Source organism: Sphingomonas sp. SP3, assembly GCF_058514305.1.
In genome coordinates this window covers 2216249-2229188 of sequence record NZ_JBZSOE010000001.1, presented here as the reverse complement: position 1 = coordinate 2229188, position 12940 = coordinate 2216249, and the positions used below count along the sequence as shown (strand labels likewise).

The following is a 12940-nucleotide window of genomic DNA, read 5'->3' as shown; positions in this document are numbered from 1 at the left end:
TGGTGGAAACGGTGCTCACCACTCCTCCCATCCCTCTTCGCCGATAAGCGGCACGAAGCGCACGAGGCCCAGGTTTTCCTGCCTCAGTATGCCGTCTTCCTGCTTCGTCACCTTGACCAGCTCCTGCACGGCCCCGGGATCGCCGATCGGCATCACCAGGCGTCCGCCAGGTGCAAGCTGCGCGATCAGGGCCTCGGGCACGTGACTGCCGCTCGCGGCTGTAAGGATTGCATCAAAGGGCGCTTCGTCAGGCCAGCCGCGGGTGCCATCCCCCTCGACAATCTTGACGTTGGCATAACCGAGACGCGCCAGCCGCTCGCGCGCAACGATAACGAGCTGCTGCTGGCGCTCGATCGCAATGACTTTGTCAGCGATCCGGCTGATGACCGCGGCAGCGTAGCCCGACCCTGCACCGACCTCGAGCACCTTGTCCCTCGGCCGGATCCGTGCCGCATCGATCATCAGGCCGACGATATAGGGTTGGGAAATGGTCTGGCCGGCCTCGATCGGGAGCGGATGATCGCCGTAGGCTAGCGCCGCGTGCTCGATGCCAACGAACTGCTCGCGCGGCACGGCCCGGAATGCCTCTAGAATGCTCGTGTCGGTGATTCCGCGGCGTTTCAGCTGCCGTTCGACCATCGCCTCGCGCTCGGCGGCGAAGTCTGTCATGGTTTCCGTAAACCGCGACACGATGGGGACGTTCCGCCAATGACCACGAACGACAGCGCGTTCGCCGGCTCCATTCCGGGTCTTTACGATCGCTTTCTGGGGCCGTTGCTGTTCGAGCCCTATGCCAAGCTTGCTGCCGATCGGGCCCGCGCGTTACGACCGCGCCGGATATTGGAGACTGCCGCCGGGACCGGGATCGTGACGGAAGCGCTCCACCAGGCGCTCCCCGATGCCGAGATCGTGGCGACCGACCTCAACCAGGCGATGCTTGAGGTTGCAGCGGGCCGGATCGGCTCCGACGAGGTCGTGCTCCAGGTCGCCGACGCGCAGGAGCTGCCGTTTAGCGATGGCGAGTTCGACCTGGTCGTCTGTCAATTCGGCGTCATGTTCTATCCCGACCGCGTGCGCGGCAACGCAGAGGCGCGGCGAGTGCTGCGCGAGGGCGGTCATTATTTGCTGCTGGTATGGGACACGCTGGCGAAGAACCCGGTCTCCAACACCATCCACGGCATCGTCGGCGACCTGTTCCCGGACGACCCGCCGCAGTTCCTCGCGCGCACGCCCTATGGCTACGCCGACAGGTCAGCGATCGAGGGCGATCTTCGCGCGGCCGGTTTTTCTTCGATCGAGATTGAGACGGTCGCCGCGGCCGGAACAATGGTGTCCGGGCATGACGCGGTTCAGGGACTGGTCGCGGGAAGTCCGCTCCGCGGCGAGATCGAAGAGCGCGACCCTGCGGGTGTCGATCGCGTGGTCGAGAAAGTCAGCGTTGAAATCGGCGACGGAAGCGGGCTCGACACAAGCCTGTCGGCCCACATCGTGACAGCAACTAGATAAGTCCCGCAAGCGGGCTTGAGGGGTCGGCGTAGCGCCGCTTCTGCATCCGTCCCGCCAGGTAAGCGAGCCGTCCGGCTTCGACCGCCGCTTTCATCGCGCGAGCCATCAACACCGGATTCTTCGCCTCCGCGATCGCCGTGTTCATCAACACGCCGTCGCAGCCCAATTCCATTGCCTGCGCCGCGTCGCTCGCGGTGCCGACGCCGGCATCGACCAGCACAGGCACATTGGCGCCCTCGACGATCAGGCGGATGGTCACTCGGTTCTGGATGCCGAGCCCGGAGCCGATCGGCGCGCCCAACGGCATGATCGCGACCGCGCCAGCTTCCTCGAGCTGCTTCGCGGCGATCGGATCGTCGACGCAATAAACCATCGGCTCGAAGCCCTCTTTGACCAGCACCTCGGTCGCCTTAAGCGTCTCGCGCATGTCGGGATAGAGCGTCTTGGCTTCGCCAAGCACTTCGAGCTTAATCAGGTTCCAACCGCCCGCCTCGCGCGCCAGGCGCAAGGTCCGGATGGCGTCGTCGGCGGTGAAGCATCCCGCCGTATTGGGCAGGTACATGACCTTCTTGGGGTCGATGAAGTCGGTCAGCATCGGCTGCTTCGGGTCGGAGATATTCACCCGCCGCACCGCGACCGTGACGATCTCCGCGCCGGACGCCTCGACCGCGGCCGCATTCTCTTCGAAGCTCTTATACTTGCCGGTGCCGACGATCAGCCGTGAGGTGAAGGTCCGGCCGGCGACCGTCCAGCTATCGGCCTTGATGCCCTGCTGCGCCGTCACTCACCCGCCTCCCACGAAATGCACGATCTCGAAATCATCGCCGTCCTCGACGCATACCTCGTCCAGCGTGCCGCGCGGCACGATCTCGAGATTGCGCTCGACAGCGACGCGCAGCGGGTCGAGCCCGAGCTCGTTCAGCATCTCCGCGACGCTGATTCCGCTCATTACCCGGCGATGCTCGCCGTTCACGCGAATCCCAAGGCTTCCGTCGAGAGTCATTGACAAACGGCAGATAGGAAGCTCCACCGCCCGGCGCAAATGACCGACACAGTATTCGTATTGAACGGGCCGAACCTGAACCTGCTCGGCAGCCGCGAACCCCGCATCTACGGCACCCAGACCTTGGCCGACATCGGCGCGATGCTCGAGGAGCGTGCCAAGGCATTGAAGTTGAAGCTCGACATACGCCAGTCCAATCATGAGGGCGTGATCGTCGACTGGCTGCACGAAGCGATGGCCAAAGCGTCGGCGGTAATCCTGAACGCGGGCGGCTATGCTCACAGCTCGATCGCGATCCGCGATGCCGTCTCCGCGCTAGCCGTTCCGGTGATCGAAGTTCACCTGACAAATATCTACGCCCGCGAGGGCTTCCGCCGGCAGAGCCTGGTCGGCCAGGTCGCCCGCGGATCCATCATCGGCTTCGGTCCTTTAAGCTATGTCCTGGCACTGGACGCGGCGTCGCACCTCTGCAAGGGAGCGGCGGCGACGCAGTCCAAGAGCCAGATTCAATAGGGGAATAACGATGGCGCAACCGCCCAAGGCTGCGAACAATGGCGACATGCGGATCGACCCGTCGCTCGTGCGCGACCTTGCCCAATTGCTCACTGACAATGAGCTGACCGAGATCGAGGTTCAGGACGGCGAGCGCCGGATCAAGGTCAGCCGCGAGCCGGCTGCAATATTCGGCGCGCCAATGGCTGCTGCGCCTGCGGCCGCTGCCCCCGCGCTCAGCGCCCCGCCGATGCACGGCAAGGAAGATGTCGGCGCTCAGGAAGAGGAAGTTTCCGGACAGTCGGTCAAATCGCCGATGGTCGGCACCGCCTTTCTTGCGCCCGAGCCCGGCGCCAATCCTTTCGTGGAAGTCGGCAAGCCGGTGAAAGCGGGCGATACCTTGCTCATCGTCGAAGCGATGAAGGTGATGAACCCGATCACCGCGCCCGCGGGCGGCGTCGTCAAGAAGATCATGATTTCGGACGGCCAGCCGGTCGAATTCGATCAGCCGCTCGTGATCCTCGGCTAGGGCCGGACGCATGCAGATCAAGAAGCTGCTGATCGCCAACCGCGGCGAGATCGCGCTGCGCATCCACCGGGCCTGCCACGAAATGGGCATCACCACGGTCGCGGTCCATTCGACCGCGGACGCTGATGCGATGCACGTGCGCCTAGCCGACGAGACTGTGTGCATTGGCCCGCCAGCGGCAACCGACAGCTATTTGAACATCCCCAACATCATTTCGGCTGCCGAGATCGTGCACGCCGACGCGATCCATCCGGGCTACGGTTTCTTGAGCGAGAATGCGCAGTTCGCGGAGATCGTCGAGAGTCACAACATCGTCTGGGTCGGCCCCAAGCCCGAGCATATCCGGACGATGGGCGACAAGATCGAGGCCAAGCGCACTGCCGCCAAGCTCGGCCTGCCGCTCGTCCCCGGCTCGGCGGGCGCGATCAAGAGCGTGGCCGAAGCGCATGAGCTTGCCGCGGAGATCGGCTATCCGGTGCTGATCAAGGCCGCGTCGGGCGGCGGCGGACGCGGCATGAAGGTCGTCCAGTCCGAAGACCAGCTCGAAAGCCTGATGAGCCAGGCCGCGTCGGAAGCACGCTCAGCCTTCGGCGACGATACCGTCTACATGGAAAAATACCTGTCCGATCCGAGGCACATCGAGTTCCAGGTATTCGGTGACGGCGAGGGCGGCGCGATCCATCTTGGCGAGCGCGACTGCTCATTGCAGCGGCGCCACCAGAAGGTGCTCGAGGAGGCCCCGTCACCGGTCATCACGCCCGAAGAGCGGGCGCGCATGGGCGAAATCGTGCGCAAGGCGATGAGTGACATGGGCTATCGCGGCGCGGGCACGATCGAGTTCCTCTACGAGAATGGCGAATTCTACTTCATCGAGATGAACACCCGGCTGCAGGTCGAGCATCCGGTGACCGAGATGATCAGCGACATGGACCTTGTGCGCGAACAGATCCGCGTCGCCTCGGGCGAGGGGCTGACCTGCCGCCAGGACCAGGTTGAGCTTCACGGCCATGCGATCGAATGCCGGATCAACGCCGAGGACCCGGAGACTTTCGCTCCATCACCTGGCCTCGTGAAGAATTACGTCGCGCCGGGCGGCATGCACGTGCGCGTCGATAGCGGGCTGTACACTGGCTATAGGGTCCCACCTTACTACGACAGCATGATCGGCAAGCTGATCGTCTACGGCCGCGACCGCGAGGAGTGCATCCGGCGCCTCCGGCGCGCGCTAGAGGAATATGTCGTCGAGGGCATGAAGACGACGATCCCGCTCCACCAGAAACTGGTCCGCGACCCCGAATTCCTGGAAGGCAATTACACGATCAAATGGCTTGAGCAGTGGCTCGCCAGGCAGCACGACGGATCGGCGATCTAAGCACCCCGGTTCGTTCCCCGACCCGCTTGTGGTAAGAAGCGCCCAAGCTGTCGCGTCTGAGGGGGCTTGCGATGCAGAAGGGGCACTTCTCCCGGCCATTGGCCTTGATTACCGTTGGAACCGCAATCGCCTGCGCGGCGCCCGCCCGGGCCCAGAACGGACCTGAACTCCCGCCACTTCCTGCCGCCGACCCGCGGACGACGGAAATCAATCAGCTCGAACAGGAAAGCGAGCGCCTTAGCCAGGAGGCACGAGAGCTTGGCGGCGGCAGGACCATCCGTGAAGCGACCGATCACGTCCAAAGCGACTTCTACGAGAAGCAGGCGCAAGCCGAGAACCTCGAACAACTTGCTCGCGACATGGGGTACACCGCCGAACAGCTGCGCGACGAACAACGGCGGATCGCGGAATCCGGCCGCATCGGACTGGGGGATCTCGGCCGGGGCGCAGCGGGCCAGGTCATGGACAAGGCCGCGGAAGAGGCGATCAAGCGCGCGACCCGCGAGCTTTACGGTCATGCCTTCGGAGTCCTGTCCTTCGGCAAGGATTGTTACGACGCGACAACGCGGATCAAATTGTGGTGGATGACACGGCAACAGGCGAGAAGCCTTGGGGACAGCGCACAATCAATCCGGCAAAACTGGATGGCGCTGAATGAGATGATCATCGCGCTTTACGGTGACATGGGCATCGATGCCGCGAAGCTGCGCCGCCTCGCTGAAATCCAGCGGCGCTATAGCGAGGTCAGGGACCGCATCGGAACGCTGGAACAGACGTCGGCCGATCTGCAAGGGCGCGCCACCAGGCATGCGGCGCCGGGCCGCGATGAAGACCCAGCCTACGACCAATTGCTCCGTGACATCGCCACGCTCAGGTTTGAACGAAAGATCGCGATACTGGAGGGGAACGACCGCGAAGTCCGCCGCCTCGATCGGGAGATTGAGCCGCTCGAGCGCCGGGCGGAGCGCGCCGAGCAGGTTCCCGGGCAACTCATCAGCACGGGGCTGCTCGATTATCACAACGAGCTTCGTTCGACGGAGAAATCGCCGCCGCTCAAATGGAGCGAAACTCTTAAGGGGCATGCGGCCGAATGGGCCCAAGTCCTGGCGAAGACCGGTGAGCTCAAGCATTCGCCCAGAGACAGCCGTCCGGCCAATGAGCGGGAGAATATCGCGATCAGTCCCCACGGTGCGAATTCGCCCATGAAGATGGCGAAGGGTTGGGGCGATGAGAAAAAGCTCTACCGCGCGGGGACATTTCCCAACGTCTGCAATGGCGATTGGTCTCAATGCGCGCACTTCACGCAAATGGTCTGGTCGACGACGACCGAGGTCGGCTGCGCGTTTGTTCAGGACCACAGGTTCGACGCTCTCGTCTGCCGCTATTCGCCGCCCGGTAACCAGGACAACAAGCCTGTGGTTGCGCCAGCCACCCAGTTGATCGCCACGCAGCCCTGCCCCGTCACTCCTGCGACAGCAGTCCGCACCCGGACCTGAAGCTCAACCCGGTTGAATTTGCCGCCGGTTGGTCCAAGCTGCGCCACCGGGGAGATCAGCGATGGCGACAGCGGCGACGGGACGGCGGGCCAATCCTGCCTTTTGGCTGACCGTTCTTCTCGCGCTCTTCATCATCATCAATTACGTCGATCGAGGCGCCGTCGGGATCGCCGGGCCCAAGCTCAAGCAAGAGCTTCATCTCAACCATGAGCAATTCGGCCTCGCGCTGTCGGCATTCGCGTGGATTTACGCGCCGGCGCAATTCTTCGTCGGTTGGCTGACGTCGCGGATCTGCGTCTACCGGCTGCTTGCCGGGGGATTGATGCTGTGGGCTGCCGCGACGTTCGCGACGGGCTTCGTCGGCGGGCTTGCAGCGCTGGTGACGATGCGCGTTCTTCTGGGCATCGGTGAAGGCGTCGCCTTCCCGTGCGCTTCCAAGGTCATTGCCGAGCATGTGCCCGATCATCGGCGCGGAATCGCCAACGGCATGCTGGCCTTCGCGCTGGGCCTTGGCCCGGCAGTCGGAACGTTCGCTGGCGGCCTGATGCTCGCTTACTTCGGTTGGCGGCCGATCTTTTGGGTCTTTGGGGTGCTGACCTTGCTCTGGCTCCTGCCGTGGCAGGCTGCGAGCAAGCCATTCTGGAAGACGGCGGAGCATGCGCGCGCCGAAATGCCGATTTCGTTCGCCCGCTTGGTCAGGAAGCGCGGTGCGTGGACGATGGGCGTTGCCCACTTCGCCAACACCTACCCCTTCTATTTCCTGCTCGCCTGGCTGCCGCTCTACCTCACCGAAAATCGCGGCTTCACGATCATCGAGATGACCGGGGTCACGACCATCGTCTACCTCTTGCAGGCCGGCTTCGCGCCCTTCTGGGGATGGCTCAGCGACTGGCTGGTCGCGACGGGCCGCGACGAGGCCACCGTCCGCCGCGGGTTCGTCATGCTTTACCAGTTCGCGCTAGGAGCGGCCGTGATCACCGCAGGCCTTGCACAGAGCCACACTATCCTCCTCGCCGCACTGTTCACCGCCGGCACCTTCGGCGGGATCGGCGGCCAGGTTTCGTACCAAATCTCGCAGATGTTCGCCGGCAAGTCGTCGGGCGCCTGGGTCGGTGTCGTCAACGGCATCGGCAATACGTCGGGCATCGTCATGCCGCTGCTGACCGGCTGGGCGATCGAGACCTCCGGCGGGAGCTACCTGGCCGCCTTCCTGCTGACCGGCGCGATCTCCTTCGCCGCCATCCTGTGGTGGATTTTCGTGGTGCCGCCGATCAAGCCCGATCCGGAACTTCACGCCGCCTGAAAAGGCAAAACTTTTGCGTGGAACGTGCGTTTGTCGGGATGAGGACAAAGCACGATGTCCAGCTACACAGGAACCGCGAACCGGCCAGATCGCGCCAAGGCCATTGCTGCCGTCGTCGCGGTGCATGTGGCGCTGGCCGCGATCATCCTCACCGGCCTCAATGGCCGCTTCGTAAGCGCCGCGGTCGAAACGCTGAAGACGTTCGACGTCCGGCTGCCGCCTCCACCTCCGTCGCCGCCTCCCCCGCCGGCGACCAAGCCTCACCAGATGAAAAAGCCGGAAGGCGCACCGGCCAAGAAAGCCGACGCAACGCCGGTCGTCGCTCCGCCGCAGCGCATTCCGTTGCCGTCACCCATTCCCGCGGCGAAGATCGCGGGTACAGGGAACGCCCCGACGTCAGGTGCCGGAGTGTCCGGCAACGGGACCGGCGCAGGCGGTAACGGCAATGGCCCAGGCGGTGGCGGCGATTATTCGAAATTCACGCCCGCGCGGCTGGTGAGGAACCTCAATCGAGGCGATTACCAGCGGCTGGCCGCGGGACGGCTTCCGGCGGGCCGCGCCATGCTCGCTTTAAAGGTCGATGCAAGCGGCCTCCCGAGCAGTTGCCGGGTGATGCGGTCGAGCGGCGACAGCGTCGTGGACGGCGGCCTCTGCCCGCTGGTCGTGAGCAGGCTGCGCTTCCGCCCGGCGCTGGACGACCAGGGACGCGCCATCCCTTATTCGCTTCAGTACGTCGCGACCTGGCAGCTGTAGCTTATTTAGCGGCGCTGGCGACGGTGCCGTTTGTCGTCTCGCTGGTCGCGAGCTTGGGCGTGTCGCGGCCGTAGGCATCGTCATAATAAGCGATCGATTGCCCGTCGGGCATCGCTGTCAGGTAAGTAATGTAGACCGGTACCGGGCTGTTCAGCATCACCGGCTGTTCCGGACCCGCGCCCTCCCAGGTCAGCTCGCGCCCGTCGAACAGCCAGCGGCTCAACCGCCAGGCATCCTCGAGGCGGACGCAGCCTCCGCTGAAATAGCGCGTCGACTGCTTGAACAGCTCTCGCCGCGGGTTGTCGTGGAGATACACCCCGAACTGATTGGGGAACATGAACTTGACCCGGCCCATGAAGTTCTTGGGGCCAGGTTTTTGCCGGATCATGACCTCGACCTTGCCGTCGTTGACGCCCTGCCAGTCGACTGTCTTGGGGTCGATGATCGTGGGGTTTGGAGTCCAGTCCGAGACGACCTCGTAGCCGTAGTCGTCGAGATACTTGAGACCCTGTTTGACGACGAACTGCGCGACGTCCTCGCCGGCTAGGTCGGGCGGCACATACCAATAAGGGTTGAGCGCGGCGTAACGGATGTAGGCGGTCAGCATCGGCGTCGGCCATTTGGGCTTGCCGACGACGACCACCATCGAATCCACCGGCTTGCCGCCGTCATACATGTAGAGCCGCTGCTGGGCCGCGTTGACGAGCACGTAGCGGCCCTTGTCGCCGGGCAGAGCGCGCGCACGCTGGAGGTTCAGCGCCAGAAGCTCACGCTGCTTGTCGTCGCTATACTTGTGCTCGGCGATGGCTTCGCGAAGCTGCCCGTAAAACGGATGCATCCAGCCCATCGAAGAGAGATAATCGTTGAGCGACGGCGCGTTCGCGGCGCCGATCAGCGCCGCAAGCGCCGACGGCGGCGCGGGCTTCAACGAGGGGTCGACATAGGTGATGCCGACGCCCGGATCCTGCCGCAGGTCGCGGACGTAATCGACAAACGCCTGGGACAGGGCGCGATCGGCTTTCTCAACCGTCTTCTTCTTGCCGTTCCGAGCTTCCTCGAGCGCCGCCTGGAGCGTCGCGACATGATATTTGTCGGGGCTCAGCCCATCGAGGCTGGAGGTGCTGAGCAGCGAAATCAGCTGCTCGGCCGAGTTGCCGGCGGTTGGTGCCAGCCACAGGGGCGCGTCTTTCCGCAGGCGATAAAAATCGTCGATGGTCTGGCCGGACGGCGCGGCAACGGTCGCTGCCGAGGCGGGCGCGGGCGAGACCAATACGAGCGGAGCCACGGCGAGCAAGAGGCCCGCCGCGGCGCCGTTCAGCTTCGAAAATAAGTGCACCGGCCAGTGGCCGGTGCACAAACTACGCGAATTAATCACGACTTCTCCGATACTTGGAAATCCTCGGGGCGGAAACCCCGAGGAGACCCAAATTTAGCCGCGCTCGCCGCTGCGAACCGGCGCCGGAGCCATCGGAGCCGGAGCCGTCGCTGACGGTGAACCGGCATAATATTGACCGTTGTAGACGTATCCGTCCACCCGGCCGTCGTTGTCACGGTCGGCCCAGATCGCGCCGGCGACACCGCCGACCGCCGCACCGATGACCGCGCCTTCGAGGACGCTGACGCCCGGAATGACCGCACCGGCAACCGCGCCGAGAGCGGCGCCGCCGAGAGCGCCCGTCGCCACGCGATGAAGCGTCGGGTCATAGCCCTGCGGGGTTCCGGCATAATATTGGCCGTTCTGGACATAGCCATCGACATAGCCATCGTTGTTGTTGTCGGCCCAGATCGCGCCGCCAAGTCCACCGATCGCTGCGCCAACCGCGGCGCCTTCGATCACGCTGACGCCCGGCACAACCGCGCCGAGTGCCGCGCCGCCGGCTGCGCCAATGGCCGCACCCTGGGCAATATCGCCGTTGCGCGGCGTCGAAGCGCACGCACCGAGCGTAAGTGTACTTGCAAGCGTAAGGGCAACAATAGATTTACGCATCGCTCTTTCTCCCGTTTGTTGAGCTGCCGGAACATATTCCCGACCCGGTACCCCCGGCGTCGAAACATGTCACATGCGCAGGAACGACGATTGCGGCTCATCGTTCCGCAACCGCGACAATATGCACCTGCCCGCCATTTCTGCGGCTCTTGAACGGTTGAGCGATGTGTTTGGATTCACGAGGAAAGTTCGACCGATATGAAAGCGACCATCTACCACAACCCGATGTGCGGAACTTCGCGCAAGACGCTCGAAATCCTTCGCGATTCCGGTGCCGATATCTGGGTTCGCGAGTATCTGAAGAACCCTCCGACGCGCGAGGAGCTGAAGGCGCTCTACGAGAGGGCAGGCATCACCCCGCGAGAGGGACTTCGGGCCAAGGAATCCCTTGCCGCAGAGCTTGGCCTCACCGGTCCCGATGTATCGGATGACGACGTGCTGGACGCGATGATCCAACATCCTATCCTAATTAACCGTCCACTCGTCGAAACGCCAAAAGGCGTGCGGCTCTGCCGGCCGCAGGAAATGGTGCGCGAGATCCTGTAAGATCCGCCCATGAGCCGCCTCGATCCGCGCCTGCTGCTCCAGGGCTATGCCACCGGGATCTTTCCGATGGCCGACGGCCGCGACGCGGACGAATTGTTCTGGGTCGAGCCCAGGAACCGCGCGATCATTCCAATCGACCGCTTTCACTTATCGCGCTCGCTTCGGCGCACCATAAGGCGAGGCAAGTTCGAGATTACCCGCGACCGCGACTTCGGTGGCGTAATCGCCGGCTGCGCCGATCGCGAAGAAACCTGGATCAACGACGACATCGAGCGGGCGATGATGGCCCTGCACGGCTCTGGCCATGCGCATTCGATCGAAGTCTGGGACGGCGACGCGCTGGTCGGCGGTGTTTACGGGGTAAAGCTTGGCCGCGCTTTCTTCGGCGAAAGCATGTTCAGCCGCAGGACCGATGCTTCCAAGGTCGCGCTGGCATGGCTGGTGGCGCGCCTGAAGGCCGGTAACTTCACCCTGCTCGACTGCCAGTTCATGACCGACCACCTGGCCTCGTTGGGCGCTGTGAGCGTGGCTCGGGAGGACTATGTCGCGTTGTTGTCGGCGGCGCTCGGCGGCGCCGGCGTTTCCGGCGACGGCGCGCTTGGCGAAGCTGGGGCTGCGGCCGGCGCGCCGCCCGACTTTCTCGCGCTCGACAGGTTGCTCGAAGTTACCGGCGCAGCGGGCGCGGGAGGACCGGCCGGGTACGTCATCTCGCAGCTCTTGGTCCAGACATCGTAGACCGGGTGCTCAACCGCGTTGAGCGAGGGTGATTCCTTGTAAAGCCAGCCCGAGAACACGCGATGGAAATTCTTGTCGCTTTCCCTCACGTCGACCTGGACGAAGGCGCCGGTCAGCTTTTCGTCTTCCCACGGCGCCGTCGCCTCGCACGCGCGCAAGCGGACAATCACGTCCTTCCAGCGAGCCGACTGGCCGGGATGAAGCGCTACGTTCTGCACGATGCCGTTGCGCTTGTTGAGAATTCCGAGAATTGCGACGCGCTGCGCCATCGGCGTGACGTCGGCCTGGTTGGCGGTCGCGCCTGCCGCCTTCTTTGCAGCTGACTGGTTCTGCTGCTCGCTCGCGCGGTCGCACGATGCCAGCGCGAGGCCGATCAGGAGCGGTGCGGCCAGCTTCTTCACAATTATTCGGGCATCCACGGCTCGTAATCGCCGGTCGAAGCGGGGCGGATCTTGCCCGATCCCAACGCTCCGTCAGGACGAAAGGCTTCCATCGTGCCGGTGAGGTTGCCGGTTGGCTTGCGTTGGAATTTCCGGACTGGCGGAAGCGCCTTGGATGGGAGATCGTCGATCGTCCCGCGGAGCCAAAGTTGCCAGTTGGGCGGGACCAGGCTGCCGTCGTTGTTGCCGTTGTAAATCACCCACCGGCGGTTGGGGCGCTTCTTGTCCTCGTAATAGACGTTGCCCGCGTCATCGCGGCCGACTTCGTTTCCAAAGCGGCGCGTGACGATGCTGGTGCCCCAAGTGGCGCCGTTCCACCAGGTGAATGCGTTTGCCAACCATCCCATGGGTCGCTGCCTCTGCCCGCTCGAAGCCGAGGGTGCAAGCCTAGCGCGACCAATCGACGCGATCGCCCTCGCGAATACCTAGCTCGGCGGCACGGCCGCCACGAAGTTCGAGCACCGCGACGATCGGCTCGCCCGACGGCACGGTATCCAGCGTCAGCGGCTGCGCGGTCGCGATCCGGGCGATCGTACGGTCATCGCGGATGAAGATCATGTCGAGCGGGATCAGCGTGTTCTTCATCCAGAAGGCGACGATCTGCGGCGGGTCGTAAGGGAAGACCATGCCGCGATTCGGCGCGAGCTCCTTGCGGAACATTAGGCCGCGCTCCTGTTGCTCCGGCGTCTCCGCCACCTCAACCACGAAGCGATGGTCGCCGCTTGCCGAATGGATGATCAACGGGATCTCCTTAAGGCCGGTCTGTGCGCCTTCGTCG

At 64.1% G+C, this 12940-nt stretch carries 14 protein-coding genes and 2 pseudogenes; 9 read left to right on the top strand and 7 right to left on the bottom strand.

The window, feature by feature from the left end:
• Positions 1–15 precede the first annotated feature (15 nt).
• The gene (locus AC4K8G_RS11645; RefSeq protein ID WP_491734308.1) at positions 16–669 is read right to left on the bottom strand and encodes a protein-L-isoaspartate(D-aspartate) O-methyltransferase; all 654 of its coding nucleotides are present in this window, start codon (positions 667–669) and stop codon (positions 16–18) included.
• A gap of 39 nt (positions 670–708) precedes the next feature.
• On the opposite strand from AC4K8G_RS11645, the gene AC4K8G_RS11640 reads away from it, so the two are divergent.
• Complete coding sequence (locus tag AC4K8G_RS11640; RefSeq protein ID WP_491734307.1) at positions 709–1506, top strand: class I SAM-dependent methyltransferase; 798 nt, start codon at positions 709–711, stop codon at positions 1504–1506.
• Here AC4K8G_RS11640 and thiS read toward each other — a convergent pair.
• Positions 1499–2509: pseudogene (thiS, locus tag AC4K8G_RS11635) on the bottom strand (sulfur carrier protein ThiS). The gene AC4K8G_RS11640 and the pseudogene thiS overlap by 8 nt on opposite strands.
• 39 nt (positions 2510–2548) lie before the next feature.
• On the opposite strand from thiS, the gene aroQ reads away from it, so the two are divergent.
• From aroQ to AC4K8G_RS11605, 6 genes are all read left to right on the top strand, one after another.
• Positions 2549–3022, top strand: coding sequence for a type II 3-dehydroquinate dehydratase (gene aroQ / locus AC4K8G_RS11630; RefSeq protein ID WP_491734306.1), 474 nt, complete (start codon positions 2549–2551; stop codon positions 3020–3022).
• 10 nt (positions 3023–3032) lie between these two features.
• Positions 3033–3530 (top strand): acetyl-CoA carboxylase biotin carboxyl carrier protein, encoded by a 498-nt coding sequence (gene accB / locus AC4K8G_RS11625; RefSeq protein WP_491734305.1) that lies wholly within the window; start codon positions 3033–3035, stop codon positions 3528–3530.
• Positions 3531–3540: 10 nt separating this feature from the next.
• Positions 3541–4902, top strand: a complete 1362-nt coding sequence (gene accC, locus AC4K8G_RS11620) for an acetyl-CoA carboxylase biotin carboxylase subunit (protein ID WP_491734304.1) — start codon at positions 3541–3543, stop codon at positions 4900–4902.
• Between the two features lie 71 nt (positions 4903–4973).
• Positions 4974–6398: a CAP domain-containing protein gene (locus AC4K8G_RS11615; protein WP_491734303.1), complete on the top strand. Its 1425-nt coding sequence runs from the start codon at positions 4974–4976 to the stop codon at positions 6396–6398.
• Positions 6399–6459: 61 nt separating this feature from the next.
• Positions 6460–7701: an MFS transporter gene (locus AC4K8G_RS11610; RefSeq protein WP_491734302.1), complete on the top strand. Its 1242-nt coding sequence runs from the start codon at positions 6460–6462 to the stop codon at positions 7699–7701.
• A gap of 54 nt (positions 7702–7755) precedes the next feature.
• Positions 7756–8454, top strand: a complete 699-nt coding sequence (locus tag AC4K8G_RS11605; protein ID WP_491734301.1) for an energy transducer TonB — start codon at positions 7756–7758, stop codon at positions 8452–8454.
• Position 8455: 1 nt separating this feature from the next.
• Here the strand turns inward: AC4K8G_RS11605 and AC4K8G_RS11600 are convergent, their stop codons facing one another.
• Positions 8456–9790 carry a L,D-transpeptidase family protein gene (locus AC4K8G_RS11600; protein ID WP_491734300.1) on the bottom strand — a complete coding sequence of 445 codons (1335 nt, stop codon included), beginning with the start codon at positions 9788–9790 and terminating at the stop codon, positions 8456–8458.
• A gap of 93 nt (positions 9791–9883) precedes the next feature.
• Complete coding sequence (locus AC4K8G_RS11595) at positions 9884–10441, bottom strand: YMGG-like glycine zipper-containing protein (RefSeq protein ID WP_491734299.1); 558 nt, start codon at positions 10439–10441, stop codon at positions 9884–9886.
• A gap of 198 nt (positions 10442–10639) precedes the next feature.
• Between AC4K8G_RS11595 and arsC the strand changes: the two genes are divergently transcribed.
• Complete coding sequence (arsC, locus tag AC4K8G_RS11590; protein WP_491734298.1) at positions 10640–10987, top strand: arsenate reductase (glutaredoxin); 348 nt, start codon at positions 10640–10642, stop codon at positions 10985–10987.
• Positions 10988–10996: 9 nt separating this feature from the next.
• The gene (aat, locus tag AC4K8G_RS11585) at positions 10997–11722 is read left to right on the top strand and encodes a leucyl/phenylalanyl-tRNA--protein transferase (protein WP_491734297.1); all 726 of its coding nucleotides are present in this window, start codon (positions 10997–10999) and stop codon (positions 11720–11722) included.
• Between the two features lie 35 nt (positions 11723–11757).
• On the opposite strand, the pseudogene AC4K8G_RS11580 reads toward aat, so the two are convergent.
• The 3 genes and pseudogenes from AC4K8G_RS11580 to AC4K8G_RS11570 all read right to left on the bottom strand — a co-directional run.
• Positions 11758–11991, bottom strand: a pseudogene (locus tag AC4K8G_RS11580) (DUF2155 domain-containing protein); the annotation flags it as partial.
• Positions 11992–12125: 134 nt separating this feature from the next.
• A complete protein-coding gene (locus AC4K8G_RS11575) occupies positions 12126–12509 on the bottom strand; it encodes an NADH:ubiquinone oxidoreductase subunit NDUFA12 (protein WP_491734296.1) in 384 nt (127 codons plus the stop codon).
• 40 nt (positions 12510–12549) lie between these two features.
• Complete coding sequence (locus AC4K8G_RS11570; RefSeq protein WP_491734295.1) at positions 12550–12903, bottom strand: DUF192 domain-containing protein; 354 nt, start codon at positions 12901–12903, stop codon at positions 12550–12552.
• Positions 12904–12940: the final 37 nt, after the last annotated feature.